The sequence below is a fragment of the Brevibacillus sp. FW306-2-1A-C05A genome (assembly GCF_058781555.1).
This window is the reverse complement of record NZ_JBYSWV010000019.1, coordinates 67,286-84,951: the sequence shown is the minus strand read 5'-3', so window position 1 is coordinate 84,951 and position 17,666 is coordinate 67,286. Positions and strand designations below refer to the sequence as shown.

Annotated in this window: 27 protein-coding genes, 1 pseudogene and 1 riboswitch; of the genes and pseudogenes, 13 read left to right on the top strand and 15 right to left on the bottom strand. The window is 52.2% G+C overall.

Features of this window, described 5'->3' with window-relative positions:
- Positions 1 to 575: 575 nt before the first annotated feature.
- The 3 genes from AC3WJN_RS13710 to AC3WJN_RS13700 all read right to left on the bottom strand — a co-directional run bounded on the left by AC3WJN_RS13710 (position 576) and on the right by AC3WJN_RS13700 (position 2,152).
- Positions 576 to 1,064, bottom strand: a complete 489-nt coding sequence (locus tag AC3WJN_RS13710; protein WP_005834813.1) for a GNAT family N-acetyltransferase — start codon at positions 1,062 to 1,064, stop codon at positions 576 to 578.
- A 78-nt stretch (positions 1,065 to 1,142) separates the two neighbouring features.
- Positions 1,143 to 1,667, bottom strand: coding sequence for a GNAT family N-acetyltransferase (locus AC3WJN_RS13705; RefSeq protein ID WP_005834815.1), 525 nt, complete (start codon positions 1,665 to 1,667; stop codon positions 1,143 to 1,145).
- A gap of 290 nt (positions 1,668 to 1,957) precedes the next feature.
- Positions 1,958 to 2,152, bottom strand: coding sequence for a hypothetical protein (locus AC3WJN_RS13700; RefSeq protein WP_005834816.1), 195 nt, complete (start codon positions 2,150 to 2,152; stop codon positions 1,958 to 1,960).
- A gap of 225 nt (positions 2,153 to 2,377) precedes the next feature.
- Between AC3WJN_RS13700 and AC3WJN_RS13695 the strand changes: the two genes are divergently transcribed.
- Together AC3WJN_RS13695 and AC3WJN_RS13690 are read left to right on the top strand one after the other, a co-directional pair.
- A complete protein-coding gene (locus tag AC3WJN_RS13695) occupies positions 2,378 to 2,584 on the top strand; it encodes a hypothetical protein (RefSeq protein WP_005834818.1) in 207 nt (68 codons plus the stop codon).
- A gap of 241 nt (positions 2,585 to 2,825) precedes the next feature.
- Positions 2,826 to 3,008 carry a hypothetical protein gene (locus AC3WJN_RS13690; protein ID WP_005834820.1) on the top strand — a complete coding sequence of 61 codons (183 nt, stop codon included), beginning with the start codon at positions 2,826 to 2,828 and terminating at the stop codon, positions 3,006 to 3,008.
- Between the two features lie 328 nt (positions 3,009 to 3,336).
- Here the strand turns inward: AC3WJN_RS13690 and AC3WJN_RS13685 are convergent, their stop codons facing one another.
- On the bottom strand, positions 3,337 to 3,816 hold the full coding sequence (locus AC3WJN_RS13685; RefSeq protein WP_005834822.1) for a GAF domain-containing protein: 480 nt from the start codon (positions 3,814 to 3,816) through the stop codon (positions 3,337 to 3,339).
- 205 nt (positions 3,817 to 4,021) lie between these two features.
- Here AC3WJN_RS13685 and msrA point away from each other — a divergent pair, with 205 nt between their 5' ends.
- Complete coding sequence (gene msrA / locus AC3WJN_RS13680) at positions 4,022 to 4,546, top strand: peptide-methionine (S)-S-oxide reductase MsrA (protein WP_005834824.1); 525 nt, start codon at positions 4,022 to 4,024, stop codon at positions 4,544 to 4,546.
- Between the two features lie 223 nt (positions 4,547 to 4,769).
- Here msrA and AC3WJN_RS13675 read toward each other — a convergent pair whose 3' ends face one another.
- Together AC3WJN_RS13675 and AC3WJN_RS13670 are read right to left on the bottom strand one after the other, a co-directional pair.
- Entirely contained in the window at positions 4,770 to 4,967 is a 198-nt protein-coding gene (locus AC3WJN_RS13675; RefSeq protein WP_005834826.1) for a hypothetical protein, read from the bottom strand.
- A 324-nt stretch (positions 4,968 to 5,291) separates the two neighbouring features.
- A complete protein-coding gene (locus AC3WJN_RS13670) occupies positions 5,292 to 5,639 on the bottom strand; it encodes a YkgJ family cysteine cluster protein (RefSeq protein ID WP_007781960.1) in 348 nt (115 codons plus the stop codon).
- A gap of 84 nt (positions 5,640 to 5,723) precedes the next feature.
- On the opposite strand from AC3WJN_RS13670, the pseudogene AC3WJN_RS13665 reads away from it, so the two are divergent.
- A pseudogene (locus tag AC3WJN_RS13665) lies at positions 5,724 to 5,951 on the top strand (DUF3862 domain-containing protein); the annotation flags it as partial.
- 66 nt (positions 5,952 to 6,017) lie between these two features.
- On the opposite strand, the gene AC3WJN_RS13660 reads toward AC3WJN_RS13665, so the two are convergent.
- The 3 genes from AC3WJN_RS13660 to AC3WJN_RS13650 form a co-directional block, all read right to left on the bottom strand.
- Positions 6,018 to 6,695, bottom strand: a complete 678-nt coding sequence (locus tag AC3WJN_RS13660; RefSeq protein ID WP_007781964.1) for an O-methyltransferase — start codon at positions 6,693 to 6,695, stop codon at positions 6,018 to 6,020.
- 102 nt (positions 6,696 to 6,797) lie between these two features.
- Positions 6,798 to 7,238 carry a hypothetical protein gene (locus AC3WJN_RS13655; protein ID WP_007781967.1) on the bottom strand — a complete coding sequence of 147 codons (441 nt, stop codon included), beginning with the start codon at positions 7,236 to 7,238 and terminating at the stop codon, positions 6,798 to 6,800.
- A 143-nt stretch (positions 7,239 to 7,381) separates the two neighbouring features.
- Positions 7,382 to 7,576, bottom strand: a complete 195-nt coding sequence (locus AC3WJN_RS13650) for a hypothetical protein (RefSeq protein WP_157179520.1) — start codon at positions 7,574 to 7,576, stop codon at positions 7,382 to 7,384.
- Between the two features lie 740 nt (positions 7,577 to 8,316).
- Here AC3WJN_RS13650 and AC3WJN_RS13645 point away from each other — a divergent pair.
- Positions 8,317 to 8,763, top strand: a complete 447-nt coding sequence (locus AC3WJN_RS13645) for a YhcN/YlaJ family sporulation lipoprotein (RefSeq protein WP_005834837.1) — start codon at positions 8,317 to 8,319, stop codon at positions 8,761 to 8,763.
- A 140-nt stretch (positions 8,764 to 8,903) separates the two neighbouring features.
- Here the strand turns inward: AC3WJN_RS13645 and AC3WJN_RS13640 are convergent, their stop codons facing one another.
- Positions 8,904 to 9,143, bottom strand: a complete 240-nt coding sequence (locus AC3WJN_RS13640; protein ID WP_005834838.1) for a hypothetical protein — start codon at positions 9,141 to 9,143, stop codon at positions 8,904 to 8,906.
- Between the two features lie 282 nt (positions 9,144 to 9,425).
- Here AC3WJN_RS13640 and AC3WJN_RS13635 point away from each other — a divergent pair, with 282 nt between their 5' ends.
- Positions 9,426 to 10,358 carry a bile acid:sodium symporter family protein gene (locus AC3WJN_RS13635; RefSeq protein ID WP_206699211.1) on the top strand — a complete coding sequence of 311 codons (933 nt, stop codon included), beginning with the start codon at positions 9,426 to 9,428 and terminating at the stop codon, positions 10,356 to 10,358.
- A gap of 268 nt (positions 10,359 to 10,626) precedes the next feature.
- On the top strand, positions 10,627 to 10,920 hold the full coding sequence (locus AC3WJN_RS13630; RefSeq protein ID WP_005834845.1) for a YolD-like family protein: 294 nt from the start codon (positions 10,627 to 10,629) through the stop codon (positions 10,918 to 10,920).
- A gap of 236 nt (positions 10,921 to 11,156) precedes the next feature.
- Here the strand turns inward: AC3WJN_RS13630 and AC3WJN_RS13625 are convergent, their stop codons facing one another.
- The 3 genes from AC3WJN_RS13625 to AC3WJN_RS13615 form a co-directional block, all read right to left on the bottom strand.
- Entirely contained in the window at positions 11,157 to 11,381 is a 225-nt protein-coding gene (locus AC3WJN_RS13625; RefSeq protein WP_005834846.1) for a hypothetical protein, read from the bottom strand.
- A 162-nt stretch (positions 11,382 to 11,543) separates the two neighbouring features.
- On the bottom strand, positions 11,544 to 11,744 hold the full coding sequence (locus tag AC3WJN_RS13620; RefSeq protein WP_007781980.1) for a hypothetical protein: 201 nt from the start codon (positions 11,742 to 11,744) through the stop codon (positions 11,544 to 11,546).
- A 69-nt stretch (positions 11,745 to 11,813) separates the two neighbouring features.
- Positions 11,814 to 12,824 carry a glycerophosphodiester phosphodiesterase family protein gene (locus AC3WJN_RS13615; RefSeq protein WP_007781983.1) on the bottom strand — a complete coding sequence of 337 codons (1,011 nt, stop codon included), beginning with the start codon at positions 12,822 to 12,824 and terminating at the stop codon, positions 11,814 to 11,816.
- Between the two features lie 167 nt (positions 12,825 to 12,991).
- Between AC3WJN_RS13615 and AC3WJN_RS13610 the strand changes: the two genes are divergently transcribed.
- Both AC3WJN_RS13610 and AC3WJN_RS13605 read left to right on the top strand, forming a co-directional pair.
- Positions 12,992 to 13,237: a hypothetical protein gene (locus tag AC3WJN_RS13610; RefSeq protein ID WP_005834849.1), complete on the top strand. Its 246-nt coding sequence runs from the start codon at positions 12,992 to 12,994 to the stop codon at positions 13,235 to 13,237.
- A gap of 28 nt (positions 13,238 to 13,265) precedes the next feature.
- A complete protein-coding gene (locus AC3WJN_RS13605) occupies positions 13,266 to 13,616 on the top strand; it encodes a DUF952 domain-containing protein (RefSeq protein WP_007781987.1) in 351 nt (116 codons plus the stop codon).
- A gap of 4 nt (positions 13,617 to 13,620) precedes the next feature.
- On the opposite strand, the gene AC3WJN_RS13600 is transcribed toward AC3WJN_RS13605, so the two are convergent.
- Positions 13,621 to 13,842, bottom strand: a complete 222-nt coding sequence (locus AC3WJN_RS13600) for a hypothetical protein (protein WP_005834853.1) — start codon at positions 13,840 to 13,842, stop codon at positions 13,621 to 13,623.
- Between the two features lie 120 nt (positions 13,843 to 13,962).
- Here AC3WJN_RS13600 and tlp point away from each other — a divergent pair, with 120 nt between their 5' ends.
- The 4 genes from tlp (at position 13,963) to AC3WJN_RS13580 (ending at position 16,334) form a co-directional block, all read left to right on the top strand.
- Positions 13,963 to 14,184 carry a small acid-soluble spore protein Tlp gene (gene tlp, locus AC3WJN_RS13595; RefSeq protein WP_007781991.1) on the top strand — a complete coding sequence of 74 codons (222 nt, stop codon included), beginning with the start codon at positions 13,963 to 13,965 and terminating at the stop codon, positions 14,182 to 14,184.
- Between the two features lie 139 nt (positions 14,185 to 14,323).
- Entirely contained in the window at positions 14,324 to 15,436 is a 1,113-nt protein-coding gene (gene mnmA, locus AC3WJN_RS13590; RefSeq protein WP_005834859.1) for a tRNA 2-thiouridine(34) synthase MnmA, read from the top strand.
- Positions 15,437 to 15,455: 19 nt separating this feature from the next.
- On the top strand, positions 15,456 to 15,788 hold the full coding sequence (locus AC3WJN_RS13585) for a hypothetical protein (protein WP_005834861.1): 333 nt from the start codon (positions 15,456 to 15,458) through the stop codon (positions 15,786 to 15,788).
- A gap of 33 nt (positions 15,789 to 15,821) precedes the next feature.
- Positions 15,822 to 16,334 (top strand): ACT domain-containing protein, encoded by a 513-nt coding sequence (locus AC3WJN_RS13580; RefSeq protein ID WP_007781993.1) that lies wholly within the window; start codon positions 15,822 to 15,824, stop codon positions 16,332 to 16,334.
- A 125-nt stretch (positions 16,335 to 16,459) separates the two neighbouring features.
- On the opposite strand, the gene AC3WJN_RS13575 is transcribed toward AC3WJN_RS13580, so the two are convergent.
- Positions 16,460 to 17,281 carry an alpha/beta hydrolase gene (locus tag AC3WJN_RS13575; protein ID WP_007781995.1) on the bottom strand — a complete coding sequence of 274 codons (822 nt, stop codon included), beginning with the start codon at positions 17,279 to 17,281 and terminating at the stop codon, positions 16,460 to 16,462.
- A 174-nt stretch (positions 17,282 to 17,455) separates the two neighbouring features.
- Positions 17,456 to 17,652: riboswitch (cobalamin riboswitch) on the top strand.
- Positions 17,653 to 17,666 lie beyond the last annotated feature (14 nt).

Genomic DNA, 17,666 nt, shown 5'->3' with positions numbered 1-17,666 from the left:
CGGCTGGGGACGAATTGGGGACGAGCTTCACTCGGAATAGCAAAAATCAACTCGGATGCGAACGGATGCGAACAAGAAAAACCCTTGATAATCAAGGGTTTTTAATATCTGCTCGTATATAATTAGCGTTAAATTTTAGCTTGGGAAGCTAGAGTTCTACCATTGAACTACACCCGCAAAACGTCGAGACTGGCTTGTCCTGTTTGTTACACACAGTGAAAATGTTTCATTCCTCTGTTATTTATTATAGCAGCAGCATCCTCCAAGTCAAGGAAAGGATATCCATAAAGGTTTGCTTGGGGCAAAAAAAGACGGAAAATGTTACGCCAGCCTGTTCGTCGGGCTGTTGTCGATGGGGGATGCAGGTCTGACAGGCAACGATGCGTTCCGTGTTGTCTCGGATATCCAGCATAGCTTCTATTATCAACGGCTCTGTTAAAACGGCGGTGTTGAGTTGATAGGCAAGCAAAACGAAACCCCACAGACGAATGGTGGGGTGTATGCCGTTTAAAAGCTTGTCAAAAGCTTGCGAGCGATATCCGTTCGCTTTCTCATCATGGCCCGTACGCGAAAAATTACGATAATGCTTTTATCATGTTGTACCACTTCTCTCCGGCATGTTCAGAACTGGAGAGCCCCTTGTTGACGTAACCATGCTTTTCGTAATAGCCAATTAAGTTTTCTTTGCAGGTAAGGGTGATCGTTTCACGATGTTTCTGTCTTGCTTCTTGTTCCAGGTGCATCAGCAGCTTTGCTGCGATGCCGTGCTTTTGAAACTGCGGGTGGACCGCCAGTCCCAGGATGCTTTGATGCCCGCCGGTTGCCGGGTTTTTCTTTATATGCGTAAACAAATCGTCGGTTATGTAGGCGGTTTCGATGACGGGGCCGTTAATTAACCCTACAATTTCCCCGTTTTCTTCGGCAACATAAAAGCTATCTGGAATCATCTGAATCCGCTTTGCAAACGCCGCTTTCGTTGCCGCCTCTTCTTCCGAAAAACAGAGCTGTTCAATGACGACAAGCTGCGGCAAATCTTCCATCTGGACTTTTCGAATGTGGAACACGAATACCACCCTTTGCATTTTGGTAGGAAGCAGGCTACTGGTAGAGAGATTTCTCCCTGCCAAAAGCCGACGAAAGACTCACTTTTCCAACGAATAAAAACAGTCATTCACCAGCTTTCCGGCAATTTCCGTATTCTCCGGCACGATTTTATCCAGCTTCATCCCGGCCTTTTCCAAAACGCGCCTGGAAGCGGCGTGCTCTTCCGAACAAACGGCCGTAAACACTTTGAATCCATACGTACTGGCAGCGAAGTCGAAGACGAGCTGGAGCGCTTCGGTAGCATAGCCTTTGCCTTTGTGCGCTTCTACGATGATGAAGCCTGCTTCCGCCGTGAGCGGCTCGCGCCTGCGGGTGCAGAGGCTCATCAGACCGACGTCGCTGCTGGTCGCCGCCTCGCGGATGATCCAGGTGAGCCAATGCGTCGAATCGAGGCTCCACGGAGCGAGCTCTTTTTCGAAGTTGCGGCGAATTTCTTCTTCGCTCATCGCTGCCCCGATGTGTTGCATGAGCGCCGGGTTGGAGTAAATGGAGCGGATCAGCTCCCAATCGGTTGGGGCCAGTTTGCTCAAGGTGAGGTGCGCACTGAAAAGTTGCTCGTTCATCGGATTCTCCTTTGGGGGCGGTAGAGTAGTCGACAAAGCTGCCGGCGATACGGACGCAGCTTTGTTGAATGGCTCGCAAGCTGCTCAAGGACAGGAACAGGGATGGTCTTTCGGGGAACGCCGGACACATCCAGCCAGACATCGAGCGAAGCTTCTTCCCAGGCGGCGCGGAGATATTGTGCTGGCTTGCACGAAGTTGGACAAATTGGTCAGCAAATTCGCTCGCAGAATGGATTTCTTCCATTGATTGCGTTCGGATGCGGGGACAGCAATGACAGATAAACGCTTCGCTATTGTTCTTTTCGAAAAAGACTTTTTATCGCTTCAACGCCAATCGCGAGTCCGAAGAAGGCCAGGAAGAGAACGCCTACTACGTTGAGAATGGCGAGGAGAGCCTCGACAAAGTCAATCCGATGCCTCGGTTCAAACAGGAGAAACAGGACGCCTGTCAACAATCCCGCCCCTAAATAAGCCAGTCTTTTCATAAAGAAGCCTCCTCTCTGCCTTACGATATATAGGGTACCATTTTCCAAGAGGGAATGGAATAAAAAGGGAGATGGTTTGGCTTTTGGCAGTCCGCAGGGAAAGAGCGACACACTGCTTGCGTATTTGGGAGATAGTGGTAATATAAAAAGGGAAGTTCTGTCTTCTGGAAAAATATCCAGCCTGGCAATGGGGCTGCATCAAGAGAGAGAAAGGGGGCTGGAACTATGCTGGATTTTGGCGCTGTCGCTTTGGAGTGGAACACAATGCTGGTCCAATTGATCGTTTTCCTCCCGGTGCTGCTGTTTTACGCGTTTGTGATTTATGCGATAGCGAAAACGCTCAGTTTCATGAAAACAAAAATACAGCTTGACCGCGAGCGCAATCAAAAGCTCGATGAACTGCTTGAGAGCCAAAGACGTACGCAAAAGTAAACGGCTGGGATATCAAGGAAAGCAACATGGAGAAAAGCAAGCGATTGATACCCGCTTAGAAAAGGCGTCCCTCGCCATGGGCAACAGCAGGTGCGCCAGCAAGATCGAAAAAACGCCGCTTTTTGCCTCTTCCGATAGACACGGCCAGGCCAAATGACAGAATCGTTGCAAGCTAATGAAACCTGGGAAGAGGATGGCGTTTCGATGCAAAACGTAGACTTTACAGAAGCTGCACCAATATTTGAACGATCTTTCCGCAAGGGTCCGGCAAGCAGGCGACGTAACGGGCCATTCCTTGTCGGAGGTGACGCGGCAGCTCGCTTCGCTGCAGGAGCAAATCCAGACCACGAATTACTTGCTGACGGGCTTATTGATGCTGCACGTCGCTTTCCTCGTTGTTTTGATCTGGAAAAAGAGCAAGTAACGAGGCAAAAAGCCGCGCGTTTCGGTTCTATGCGCCGATTCCGGGGGCGATTTGCAACTGGGAGACGAGCGCCGTGCAGCGAATAAGAGCGAAGACGAAAAAGCAAGTGATAAAAGAGCGGGCAAAACACTACTGCCGAAAATGAAAGCAAGTTCATGAAAGCAAAAAAGAGCAGAGGGAGCCTGCTCTTTTTTTACTAGCCAAGAAGAGAGAAACAGTCGCATCGACAGGAAGGCAACGAAGGCTGCACCAAAGCCCCAAAAGATGGACGAAGCTACATTCCGCACACGGAGGGGCAAGCATTCGTTCCTGCCCTGCGGAAGCGCGCCTACAAAAAGCGAACGAGCGCCTGCACGAACTTTTCCAAATAAAGCTGATCGACTTCGTCAAATCGGTTTTTTCGCGGGCTGTCGATGTCGAGCACGCCGAGAAGCTGGCCGTCTTTTATGATCGGCACGACGATTTCCGATTCGGATGCGGCGTCGCAGGCGATATGGCCGGGGAACAAGTGCACATCTTCCACGCGAACAGTTTCCCGCTTCTCCGCCGCGGTGCCGCATACGCCTTTGCCAAACGGAATGCGCACGCACGCAGGCAGCCCCTGGAACGGTCCAAGCACCAGCTCATTCCCGTCATTGAGGTAAAAGCCGACCCAGTTTACTTCCTCGAAAAATTGGTTCAGCAAAGCGGCGGCGTTTGCCAGATTGGCGACCTGGTTGGATTCGCCTGCAAGCAGCGCTTCTAGCTGTTTGATGACCAGTTCGTAGTTTTCTTCTTTTTTTCCTTGAAACTTTTCGAGTTTGAACATGAAAGCTACCTCCCACCCGCTGAGCATCTGTTGATCTACTCCGCCATTATAAACCATCCGGGTGAGAAATGGCTCCGGCAAATTCGCCGAGAGTATGCGGCTGGCCCCAAGTTTTGCTAGAAGCTGGTAGAGAGCTCTAGTACAATGAAGGGAGATGGACCGAATTTTCTCGTGGGCAAGGCATGGATAGGAGGCAAAAGACAGCATGGAAAAAGCGACATTTGCCGGAGGGTGCTTCTGGTGCATGGTTACTCCGTTTGAAGAGTTGCCAGGGATCGGAGGCATCGTCTCGGGTTATACAGGGGGCTCGGTCGAGAACCCGACCTACGAACAGGTCAAAACGGGGCAGACCGGGCACTGGGAAGCGGTTCAAATTACGTTCGACCCGGAGCTGTTCCCTTATGAGAGACTGCTCGAGCTGTATTGGCAGCAAATTGATCCGACAGATCCTGACGGGCAGTTTCATGATCGCGGCAGCCAGTATCGCACAGCCATTTTTACGCACAATGAAAAACAGCACGAGCTGGCAGTCCAGTCCAAAAAAGCGCTGGAGGCGAGCGGCCGCTTCTCGAAGCCGATTGTCACGGAAATTTTGCCTGCTGCTCCGTTTTATCCGGCAGAAGAATACCACCAGGGCTACCACAAGAAAAATCCGAAGCATTACAAGGAAGACCGCGAGAAATCCGGGCGCGACGCGTACATTCAGGAGCATTGGAAGGAAACGACATAAGCGCGGCAGCAAAAACAGCACAGTAGCAGAGCCGAACAGGCTGCTGGCAGTCCCCGTCTTTTGGCAAAAGGCGGGTTTTTTTGTTCGCTCATCCAAACGACTCTTAGCGAACGCTTCGGCCAAGCCAGGTGTGTGATCTGGAGCGCCGTTCGTACGTGCTGCTGCCGACCGCCCGATACAGCTTTATCTCCTTCGTCGTGCAAGCTTTTTCGAACGGCACCGTTTAGAGTACAAACAGGCCGCTAAACCACGGCAACGCAAAATAGACGAGCGCACACACGAGTAGAAACAACATCGTTTTTAACAGCATGCCTGCCAAAAAGCTGTCAGTGGGCAGGCTGCGCTCGATCAGCCTTTCGAATGCGAGAAAAAGCGTGATAGCCAGACAAGCGAGCAGGCCAAAGCCGATGAACGGTCCCATCTAGCAGACACCTCCCGGAAATTTCAACAGCGCCTTCCTTCTCTTTACGTCTAGTGTCCATGCCGGTGGATTTCGGCTTCAACCCCGGAAAAGTCCCAAAAGATCGAGAAGATGAGCAACCCGATAGCCAGGACATACAGCCATCTGATTCGGTAAGACGGTGACGCGACAATCAATACCCAGGCGATGAAAAGCAGCCAAAGGATTCCGTTGCTTATAATATCGTCGAACATAGGCGAAGATCCCTCCCCATGGACAATACGGTTTTGGGGATTTTTGGTTACAGGAGAGGGGGAGAAGCGACGCGCCATGGCAAGCGGAGTGTCAGCGAAAATCTTTCCACGTAAAATCAATGCTCAGGTGGCCGATGTACCTCTCTTTGATTGCGACCTTTCCTTTGGTGGCCAGCTCCGGCTTGCGAAAGCAGACGAGGTCTTCGTGATAGCCGAACATGCGGCATATCTCCGGACGAAACGAATGAATGCCGCACTGATCTTTGTTCATGTCATAAAAAATACAGGTTCCGCTAAAGCGGGGCTGCTGCTCCAAGTTTTCGCGCAGCTTTTTCGGCATGGCCTTCAGCTTCTTATGTATGTGCTTGCGCTCTTTTTCCGTGATCGGCACAGGACCGCAGCATAAGCCTTTGCAGTCTTGGCATGGCAGTGTATTCACAAAAGCACAACCTTTCTATTTGAAAGTTGCCATTTGCGGTGAGAAAAAAGGGCGGCCGGCACGGAGTCGGCGAACAGCGACAAGGCGAAAATTACAAAAGCAGCCTTTGACCAGATAGAAAACGGGATGACGTATAACGAAGTGAAAAACATCATCGGCGGAGAAGGTGAGCTGCTCTCCGAAGCGGGCAACAAAGGAGGGCAATTTCATGCCGTGGTCTACATGTACGAAGGGGAAGCGGCGGGCAGCAACGCCAGCTTTACCTTTCTGGATGGCAAGCTGCAAGTCAAAGGCCAATATGGGCTGAAATAAACCAAACCCGTCTTTGCAGCAAGCGCAAACGACGGGTTTTTCTTCGCAGGATGTCTGTACGGCTCGTTAACGCGGATCTTCCGTTACCAGCGCGATGGCAAAGCCGTCGTAGCCTTTGCTGCCGACCGTTTGAATTGCGGTCGCGCTAACCGTCGGCTCGTTTGCGACCAGATCGGCGAATTGCCGGACGCCGACAATGTTCGGATCGCTGGTGGCTTCGTCGACGACGGCACCTTTGCGTACCACGTTATCGGTAATGATGACGCTGCCTTTTCGCGAGAACTTCAGCGCCCAGCGGAAGTAGTCCGGATTGTTTTTCTTGTCGGCGTCGATGAAGATGAGGTCAAACGGTCCCTGTTTTTCATCCGCGAGCGCAGAAAGGCTGTCCAAGGCGTCTCCAAGCCTGATCTCGACCACCGATTCCAGCCCGGCACGGGCGATGTTGGCTTTGGCCACCTCGGCATGCTTCGGTGCCGCTTCCAGCGTGATGAGCCGACCGTCGGCAGGTAAGGCGCGGGCTAGCCAAATCGTACTGTAGCCGCCCAGTGTCCCGATCTCCAAAATCGTCCGGGCTCCCTGGATGCGTGCCAGCAGATGGAGAAATTTTCCCTGATTGGGCGCGACGTCGATAGGCGGGAGGCCAGCGGAAGCGTTGTTTTCCAGCACGGCTTCCAGGATCGGATCGGCTGAAACGAATTTTTGCGTAAAATACTCGTCTACGGCTGTCCATTGTTCGCGATTCATGGTTTCCCTCCTTTTTATGACAAGGCTACGAAAAGAGCATATGGCAAAAACAGCATATCATAAAAGCTGCATCGTCGAAATATTGGAAATGCAAAGGCGATTTCAGCGCAAGAAATTGAGGAAGCCAACGACGATGAGAAAGCCCAGAAACGCTATGATTCCGTAAACCAAATACGTTGGCAGCCTGTCAAAGCCTCCCGTCGCTGCTTCAGCTTCGTGCTCTCGCGCGCCAATGGACGAAGCATTCCCCCCGGCAGGATTCGCGGCGCCCGACTCGTGACCTGGACGAACGGATGGCTGCTTGGGAGTCGACAAAACGATCCCGACGATCAAGAGAAAAAGGCTTGCCGCCAGAAAAAAGGTCACAAAGCCGTTGGTGAACAGGGAGGGAAGCTCCGGCTGCGTGGGAAACTGCCCGGTGGCAGAGGCGGCTTGCATTTGCCCGATCCAGATGTAGTAGGCGAGCATTCTTTCAAGCGTGTAGAGCAACCCGCTGGCTAGAAACAAAATCGTGCTGAGCGTATAGGCATGCTTTGCGGTCAATGGATTTGCACTCACTTTCTGTCAACGACAATTATTGGAGGTACGTCATGTAGATGGCTGCGAAAAAGCATGTGGCTGCACTAAAGGAGAGCAGCGCGGTAGCCATCCTGGAAAGCGGGTGGTTGTGCTTGCTTGGAAACCAGCTAGATTGCTGCAGCCGATTGCGGTAGTAAACGAGCAGGAGGAGAAACAAGGCGGCGTGCGCCCAAAAAAATGCCTTCCCCCGGCGCTTGTTCGGGAAAAAACAAGGTGACCACCGGGCCTGTCACCACCAAAAAAATGGCCATGCAAATCAGTATGCGAATGATTTCCAAAAAAAATCGAAACAAAATGAGCATCGTTATCACCATGTACATTGTAACATAATTGGATATTTTGAGGAATAATGGTATTTGTTATGGAGCCTTACGGAAAAATAGAGGAAACAATTGCGTCCGTTACCATTATTTTCGCATGGTATTATCGTCCAATTCTAGCGATAATAGAAAAGTAATCCAAGCTAGCTAGTATAATCCAACTTGGGGATTCGATGCGTTCGACTGAATTTATGCAGATAGGTCGACGCTATTTTTTTGTTCCATACATAGGTATAATTACCTAAAATTGATCGTTGTTTAGGGGAAGATCGTACTTTATGATTAGATCATTCACGTATGACATATGCGTACTACCCCGTACGCCCCGGCCGGAAGTTGCGGCTGGGATTTTTTTTGCCGTCCGGCATCCAATGATCTCCTATCGCGTTTTGACGCGCTTTTGGTATATTCTATACGAGGACTCACAATGTTCTTGGGGTCCGCGGTGGCTCAAAAATGCAGAGGAGCCACCGCTTTTTTTATACAGATTCTTATCCAGTATGAGGGCAACTAAAGCCTTGCCAATGTCTTGGCGCAGCCAAGTTTTTTGCTGCGACGAAAGCCTTACTTGCAACAAAAGCGAGCCATACATATTCAGGTCTTTTGTACCATACTTTCGGCTGTACGTTGGCGAGAACTTGCCATGGAAGGATCGCGCATTCATACATGCTCCATTTCCGGTCATCCTAAAGAAAGGGAAAATTGATCTGGAGGTGTTTCGCATGCGAACGATCCTTGCTGTTTTGGCGCTTGTCTTGGCGATTACGGGCTGCACGGGCAAGAACAACGCGCAAACCCAGCAGAAAAACGACGCGGAGCCGTTGTGCACTCCGGCGCCCGTGCGCCATACCGAATGGGAGGAGCAGGCAAAGGCGATTGCAGGCAGGGTGGATGGCATTGACGAAGTGGCAGCCGTCCACATCGACAAAGACCTGAACCTGGCGATCAAGGTGAGCAATTTCAACCGCTTTCGGCTGGAGTCGATTGAAAAAGAAGTCTCTGGCAAGCTGAAGGAGGCTTTTCCGGATTCAAAAATCCACGTGACCTCTGACAAGAAGCTGTTTATGGATTTGCAAGCGATGAGCGGCGCTCCGTGGCCAACGGATGTCAAGGAAGCGTGCCAGAAAAAGAAAGCGAGCAAAAAGCTGGAAAAGAAAATGAAAGGGTAATAGCGGTCTAGCGCCTCGGCTTGCCAAAAAGGTGGCCGAGGCTTTTTGCGGTCGGTGAACAAGCAGGCGAGGCGAACGGTTGCCGATGAACAACGCATCGAGGGCAAAAGAAAAACTCCCGGGATGGGAGTTGGATTCGTTTAATAGCAATCGCCATGAACACGGTCACGGTCATGATCGCGGTCACGATGCAAGTCGACGCCGCGCAGCTCGTCTTTCGCTTTCTCAACCAGCACTTGATAATCCCTTACCACTTCGGTCAGGGCAGAAACGGATTCTTTGTAATCCGGCTCATTACAAATCCCATCAATGGCCCGATGGAGGTGGTACATTTTATCTTCGGTTTTGCGGATAAATTCTACCCAATCCATTCCGTTCATAAAAATACCTCCTTTCCTTGCCTTAGGCTTTACCCGATGACAGAGAAGTATGCAACGATTTGTCTGGCAGCCTGCGCAAGAGCGGATAAAATCATTTTTTTCGACACTTTGTCTTACCATGTTTATCTCTTTACTATGGAAATAAACTTGCCTAGTGCGTAATATAAGAGGATGGAATTTTTCGTTGAGCCGTGAGAGAAGATCCGTGGAGCGTTTTCGGAAGCGAATGAGGTGGAGAGTGTGGATGTTTTAGCAAGAGTAAACAAGTCATTGGAAAAAATAATGCCGGTATTGACTCCGAGCAGTGTGGCGATTGGCGTGTTGGCCGGGACTCATCTTCAGCCCTATGCCTTTTTGTCGCCGTGGGTGTTTGCCTTTATGACCTTTGCCGGGAGTTTGGGAGCGGGGTTCAAGGAATTTGCCAAAGTATTGACACGGCCGCTGCCGCTCGTCGTCAATTTGCTGATTTTGCATGCGCTGATGCCGTTTATCGCCTGGGGAGTGGCTCATCTGCTCTACCCGGACGACATGCATGTCGTCACAGGCTTTTTGTTGGCCGCACTTATACCGACCGGGATCTCCAGCTTTCTCTGGTCGTCGATTTACATGGGCAATATTGCCCTGACGCTTTCGATTATTTTGCTAGATACGATGATTTCGCCGCTTGTCGTTCCGTTTGGCATGTACGTTTTGCTCGGGGCAAAGGTGGAGATGGACACGTGGGACATGATGCAGGGGCTGTTTTACATGATTGTGCTGCCGTCGCTTGCCGGGATGCTGCTGCATCATTTTTCGCAGGGGAGGGTCAAAAAGACGTTGGCTCCCAAGCTCGCTCCGTTTTCCAAGCTGGGCATGGGTGTCGTCGTTGCCATCAACAGCTCGATGGTCGCAAGCTATTTCCACGCCTTTGATGCCAGGCTGCTGGGAATGGCGCTGGTCGTGCTTTTCCTCGCGATTTTGGGCTACCTGCTCGGGTGGTGGATCTCCCGGCTCTTTGGCTGGGAGCGCGATGTGATCGTGACCTTGACCTTTAACAGCGGGATGCGCAACATCAGTGCCGGAGCGGTCATGGCGATTACGTATTTCCCGGCGACAGTCGCGCTGCCTGTCGTGCTCGGGATGCTGTTCCAGCAGACGCTCGCTTCCACCTTTGGCAAGTTTTTGGACGTCGTGGAGAAAACACCGAAAAAAATCATCCAGGAAGCCGCGCAGTAGAAAGCAGGGAAATCCTGCTTTTTTTTATTGCTTGTTCGCATGTTGTTCGTATATAATACATACAAACGTACGTTCGAGGTGAGGCTTTTGCTGGAGACAATAGTTGTGCCCGTCCACAATGTGATGAAGCGGGTTCCGGTGCTGACAACTGTACATCTTCGTGTCTACAAAATGCTGGAGAACGGAATAGAGATCAACACAATCGCGGCGGATCGCCAGATGAGGCGCGCCGTCAACGATTTGTGCAGGTTAGGGTGGGTGAAAGCAAGTGGGGATCGGAACTAGCTATGCGGGACGGCAAGCTTCCCGGCAGCGCACTACTCCGCCGGGGGTCACGAAGCAGGAGCGCGAATCGTTTTTGTATTTGCTTCGCGACTCGGGCAGGGAGGATTACGCGGTGACGGTAAGCTGGTGGGTTTCGTTGGACGGCGAGTGCGGCAACACGCAAAGCATGTGGGGCGTGGTCAAGTGGGTCGATCCGAAAGCGCGCAAAGTCCAGTTGGTCAACGAAACGAGAAGCGAATGGATTGAGCTGGAGCAGATCGTGAATGTGCGCGGCTGAGCTTGGAGTTTTAGCGGCAGGCACAAAAGAAGGAGGGCGACTATGCCCTCCTTTTTCGTTTGGATGAGGAAGTAAAAAGATATTATGTAAGAAAACCTAACACAAAATCAAGAAAATTGCCAAAAAGCGTTGACAATCGACTATGATATGTTAGTATATATTACATAGCATGCATTCTCTCCACTTCCTATCTTCGACCCAGAAATGGGTCCTTTTTTTTTGCCCGGATAGCTTGCCTATTGCGGATAAGGCTTGCCATCGCCCTTGAACAGCTTGCTCACCATCTCGTACAGACGGCCCGGCATGTTCGGGAACACGAACGAATACTGATCGGCTCCCTCCTTTAGCAAAGCGACAGGGGCTTCGATCGTGTAAGGAATTTTCATCAAGTCGAGCATTTTTTTGTACTCATCCACCATGGCGTGATCGACTGTATAGTAAAACGATTTGGAAGGGTTCATTTGTGCACGCTCCTTTTCCATATTGTAGCATAGGAAGGCGTTTGTTTGAACGAGACATAATATTTATTATGTTAACTAAATGACCGTCTGAACGACAAAAAACACTCTGCTGTCAGGCAAACAGAGTGTTTTTACGCGTGCGCATGCAAGGGACGGGACCGCCTAGCTGCTGAAAAAACTTCTGCTGGAGTGCTTCCGCTTGTAGTGGGAGCTGCCGTAATGGGAGTGCCCATGCCCGTGCCGATGTCCGTGGCTGGAACCGTATCCTTTGCGATACTTGTAGTCGCTGCTGCTGTATTTCCGGTATTTGTGGGAAGAAGTCGAGTGATTACCCAGTAAATTTTTCAATAGCTTTTTTAACATCTCCATCACTCCCAGTCGTCGTGTAGGATCGGTTTATATTCGTATTTACGAATATGCTTGGCAATCGTTTCAGTTCCCTGCGAATTTTTCGGGAAAAACAGGTCCGATCCGGTCAATCCGGTTCGTCCAGATACCGCCCGTAAACGTAGCAGGCACCCGGTCGAGGTCAGCAGGCGTATCGAAGCCTGCGGAAAAATCGCCGCTTCCGGCTACAAGGATGGCGCGCGTATTTACTGCTTCCATTCTCGCCATGAAACGGTTCGGCCAACCCCACAGCCATGGCGCGATTTGATCGGGAATGTGGAGCTGGGTGTGGGCGCAGGCGTCGGGAACGTAACCGGACCAGCCCGCCGCTATGTACGGGATCAGACAGCTTTTCATCGTATCCATCGAGATGACGCGCAGCTCCGGGATTTGGCTCTTCACCGCGGCGATCGGCTCGTCGCCTCCGTAGACTGTCAGCTTTTCCAGCCGTTCTTTTGGCAGAGACTGCAAGGCGTCCGCGAGCGCCTGTCCTTCGTTTGGATCGTTGCTCTTGATATGGATGAGCAGAGACTCGTCGGGGAACGCTTTGAGCACATCGGTTAACGACGGCATCAGCCCGATGCCTTTTCCGCGAAACGGATAGGTGCGTCCTCCGTCTGCCGTATAGTTGTAGCCGATATCGAGCTTCTGCAGGTCGGCCAGGGTAAAATCTCTGGTGACGCCGTCGCCGTTCGTGCGACAGCCGAGCGTCCAGTCGTGGAACACGGCAAATTGCCCGTCTTTCGTCCAGTGGACGTCAAATTCCACGACGTCGGCACCTGCTGCGAAGGCGGCTTTCATGGACGGCAGCGTGTTTTCCAGATACGGATGCTCCGGCGGGTAAATTCGTTCGGCTGTACACGTCTCGTTCGTCAGCCCTTCCATGTAAAAGGTCTGCGCCATTCCGCGGTGGGCGAGCAAAAAGGGAGAGCCGGCAGGCGGAGCAGCCAGGTAGGAGCTGTTGACGAAAAAGACGTAGGCGACAAACAAAAGCGGGATCCAGACCACTTTTTTGCGGTACCATTGCTTGCGCGGTCTGTTATCGGAAGTGGACATGACTTGTAATCCTCCAGCGTCGTGACTTTTTGTGCGTTCATTCTATCAAAATGCGGACGCAAGCGGAAATCCTTTTTCGCCGGAGAGAGCAGGGGTTGGCATGGAGGAAAAAGACTGGCAAAATAGATGAATAATTGAAACCAGAATGGACAGAGCAGGGGGATTCCATGAAAATAGCGCTACACCAGATCGCCTATCAGATCGGGATGCACCCGGCAGAGATGGCGAAGCTGGTCTACGAAGGAGAAGTCACGGGCGAAGTGCCTGACCGCAACCCGCAAGCGAAGGATGCGTGGGTAGATTTGCATTCGTTGAAAAACTTCATTGAATGGAAGTTCGATCAGGGCGCCTTCGACCAGATGTTTTTCGATAAAGCCATGCGCCATCTCAACAAGGCGATGGGGAAAAAATAAAGCGGTGCGACAAGGGAGAGAACACAACATGCAGCCATCGATCATTTATTGTATGTGCCCAAAAGCTTATTGGGAGAAATGGGCGGACAAAGACCATTACCTGCCTCGCGACTACGAGCAGGAAGGGTTCATTCACGCCACAAAAGGCGAGGAGCTGCTCGGCAAGGTAGCAGACCGGGTGTACGGCGCGTTCGACGAGGAGTTGTACGTGCTCGTCGTGGACGAGACAAAATCGCCTTCGCCCGTGAAGTACGAGCAGGCCAAGGACGGGCTTTTGTATCCGCACATTTACGGCCCGCTCCATCGCGAGGCGATAGTAGACGTGAGGCGCATGCTGAAAACAGACGGGCACTGGCACATCGGTCCGTCCATCCGCTAATGCCCTATCCGTTCCAGTTGAACTGCGCGAGCAAATCCAGCACCTCGCGACGCTTGGCTGGCGGCAACTTGTCGAGCCTGCGCAGCAAGAGGGCGATTCGTTTGCGCTGCTCGCTTTCGCCGGAAGACTCGGCGCGCTTGCTCACCCATTGGCGTTTGAGCCGGACAGGGTCTGTCTCCGCTATGATCCGCAGCAGCTTTCGTTCCAGAAAATCCAGAGAAGCCATGTGAAAAACCTTCTTTTTCGCAAAGTCCGTTCTCTCTATCCTATCATACATAATTGTTCCGCGAACGAAGCACAATGGTACAGGTAGTGAATCATACTGGCAAAGTGAGGAGTGTTTTTCATGGCAAAACCGGACGATCGTTCTGACAACGCAGCCAAGCTGCAAGAAATGCTGCAAAACACGGAAGAGAGCATTCGCGAGTCGGAAGATTACCTGGCGGCACACGCGGGCGAGATTTCCGAAGAGGAACGAGCGAACATCGAGGCGAAAAACCAGCGCCGTGCAGAGAGCATCGAAGGGTTCCGCTCCGAGATTAAAGACGAAGTTTCCCAAAGTGAATAACGTGCTCATCAACGCCTGTCGCTGTCCATTGCGGCAGGCGTTTTTCACATTGGGCCGACAAAAGTGCAACAAGACATGAATTGTTGGACGAAACATGGTAATCTGTAGATGGACAAATTAAATCAAGAGGAGAAAGACTATGAAACGACCAGAAGATACACGCGTCGTTGTCGGCATGTCCGGCGGGGTCGACTCCTCCGTGACGGCTTACCTGCTCAAGCAACAGGGATATGACGTCATCGGCATCTTCATGAAAAACTGGGATGATACCGATGAATTCGGCCACTGCACGGCGGAAGAAGACTTCCAGGATGTCCGGCGCGTCTGTGAACAAATTGGCATTCCATACTACACCGTGAATTTTGAAAAAGAATACATGGACAAGGTGTTCCAGTATTTTTTGGATGAATATAAACGCGGGCGCACACCGAATCCTGATGTGATGTGCAACCGTGAAATCAAGTTCGGCGAGCTGCTCGCCAAGGTCATGGACCTGGGAGCCGATTACATCGCCACCGGCCATTACGCGCAGGTGAAGTTCATCGACGGAGAGTACAAGCTGATCCGCGGCGCGGACAACAACAAAGACCAGACGTACTTCCTCAATGTGCTCGGCCAGGAGCAGTTGTCAAAAACGATGTTCCCGATCGGGCATTTGCCGAAGCCCGAGGTGCGCAAAATTGCCGAAGAAGCCGGGCTTTACACCGCGAAAAAGAAGGACAGCACAGGGATTTGCTTCATTGGCGAACGCAACTTCCGCGAGTTTTTGCAAAACTACTTGCCAGCCAAGCCCGGCAATATCGAAACGGTAGACGGAGACGTGATCGGGCAGCATGACGGCCTGATGTACTACACGCTCGGCCAGCGCCAAGGCCTGGGGATTGGCGGCGGGCACGGCAAGACCGGCCAGCCGTGGTTTGTGGTGGACAAAGACCTGGAGCGCAACGTCCTGATCGTCGGCGAAGGCTCCAACCATCCCCGCCTGTATTCGAGTAGCTTGCTGGCGACAGACGTAAGCTGGGTGAGCGCGAACAAGCCGACCGAATCGTTTGCGTGCACCGCGAAATTCCGCTATCGCCAGCCGGACCAGCAAGTGACGGTGCACATCCGCGAGGGCAACACCGTAGAAGTCGTTTTCGCCGAGCCGCAAAAAGCGGTTACTCCTGGCCAAGCCGTCGTCTTTTACGATGGGGAAGTGTGCCTGGGCGGAGGTACGATTGACAAGGTGCGTTTGATCGACAAAGAGAATTGAATAACGGGGGAAGCGCTTGGTGGATGCTACGAAAAAGTCAAAAGTGATTATTGTTTCGTTTTTGGCGGGAGCGCTTTTGCTGGGAATACTCGCTTACGTGGGGATGTCGGCCACGAGCAACGAGCACATGACCGTGATCGAGAGCGTCATCAAGGAAAAGGGTGGCGTGATTGAAGCGGGTGGTGTGACAGTGGTTCCTCCCGAGGAGAGTCCCTTCCCGAAAAGCGGAAAGGGCAACACCATCTATCGCATCGTGTACACGAAAGATGGGCAAAGCCTGACAGCCTGGTATCGCTCCGATAACCATTCCTCGATTATCAAGGAACCGGAAGAGTGGATTCTTCCGCATTAAGGATTAACCTGACTGGGAGAGTGAGGGGATTACATGACCCAATATGCTGGACTTCGTGAATTGGCCCAATTGATTCGCAGACTGGAGCCGCAGCTCACAGGGGCGTCCCTGAGCATTTTGGCCCATGAAAATAAAGAAGAGATCGCTTCGCTTCTGGTGGATGGACTTGGCAGCGGCGTTTCGGTTCAAAACAGCTCCGGCGAGTACGCCAACCATCTGGCGAATTTGCGCGTGGGAGCGAACAAATACACGTTTGCCCAGGACTGGCGCGAAGTGTACATCAGCGAGATCAACTACTGCGCCTGTCGGATCCCTCCGGGCGCTCACGGTCTGTTGGTGCACCATACCGACTATCCGGGCGTCATTTACGACGTGTCCCGCAAGCTGGCTGACCACGAGATCAATATTTCCAAGATGAATGTGTCGCGTGAGCAAAAGGGGAAAAACGCCCTGTTGATTTGCGTCACCGACGAAGAGATTACGCCAACTGTCGTAGCTGCCATCGAGGAGCTGCCGCAGATCAACAAGGTGTTGTCTCTGCAATAGGCGAAAAGAGCAGTAGTGCATGCATGGCCGCTCATCGTTTTCGTATGGGCGGTTTTTTGCGTGTGCCGACTGCCTTGTTTGCTTGCTTGTGTGCATGGAGCGAGGCAAAGAAAAAACTGCCCTGACTAGCGGGCAGTTGGCTTGGAAGCAAAGCGAATGGCGTGACTGATGAGGACGTGCAGGACAGACGTGTGGTTTTCGTCCGGAAATTGGCGGAACGACGCTTCGATCTGCCCGTTGCCCATGGCGGACAACCGTTCAGCCATCGCCTGCGCCTTGACGTTGACGTGGAAGCGGCCGTCGTTTTCCAGCTCCCCGATGGCGAGCAGCGCTCTGACCCGCAAGTCGTCTGTGAGCAGGGACGGCAGGCGGCGCTCCTCTTCCAGCAGGACGCTTTCGTTCCAGTGGATCGACGGGCTGCCGGCGATGTAGCATTGGTACGCGTGTGGCCGGGTCAGCAAGGCATGCAGCACGAGCAAGCCGCCGAGCGAATGTCCGAAAATCGTTTGCCGCGTGCGGTCGACGGGCAAGTCCTTTTCGATCGCGGGCTTCACCGTGTCTTCGATGAAGCTGAGGAAGCCTTCTGCCCCGCCCATTTCCGGCCATTTGCCGCCGCGCGGATGAGCGGGCAGCTCGGATGCGGGAACGACATGGGTGAAGTCGTAGTAGCGCGATGGGTGGAACGGCGCTTCTGTCGGGTAGCCGATGCCGACGACGATGGCCGGATCGACGCCCGTTCTTTCCGGAACCCGGCATTGCAGGCGAATCGCTTCGGTCATGGTGCCAAACACCGAGTTGGCATCCAGCAAGTAAATGACCGGGAAGCCGGACGGCGGCAAAGCCACGTCGGGGATGCTGACGAAGATGTGGAACGTGCGGTCGTTGTATGTCATTTTTCTCGTTTGCGAACGCGGAATGGCTACTGCTTCATAAACCGTGCTTTCCATCAGGGGTCACTCTCCAATCGGCCGGTGGCGTCACCTTTTTTGTGCATGAAACCTATTATATGGACGCAAACCAGAGATTGGCAATAGAGAAATGAGAGAGATTATCAGTTGCCAAAATAGAGCATGCCGAGCTTGACTCCTACGATATATTGAGGTAAAGTAAGTTTTACCAACTACATATTGATGCGGACAGGTGTTTGCCACGCTATATTTGGTAGACTTAATAGGGAAGTCGGTGAAATTCCGACGCGGTCCCGCCACTGTGATGAGAGAGTTCCATTTGGTTTTTGCGCCACTGATTAGCTGATCGGGAAGGCACGAATGGAGCGATGACCCCGAGCCAGGAGACCTGCCTGACCGTCAGCACTGTGTAACCTACGGGAGA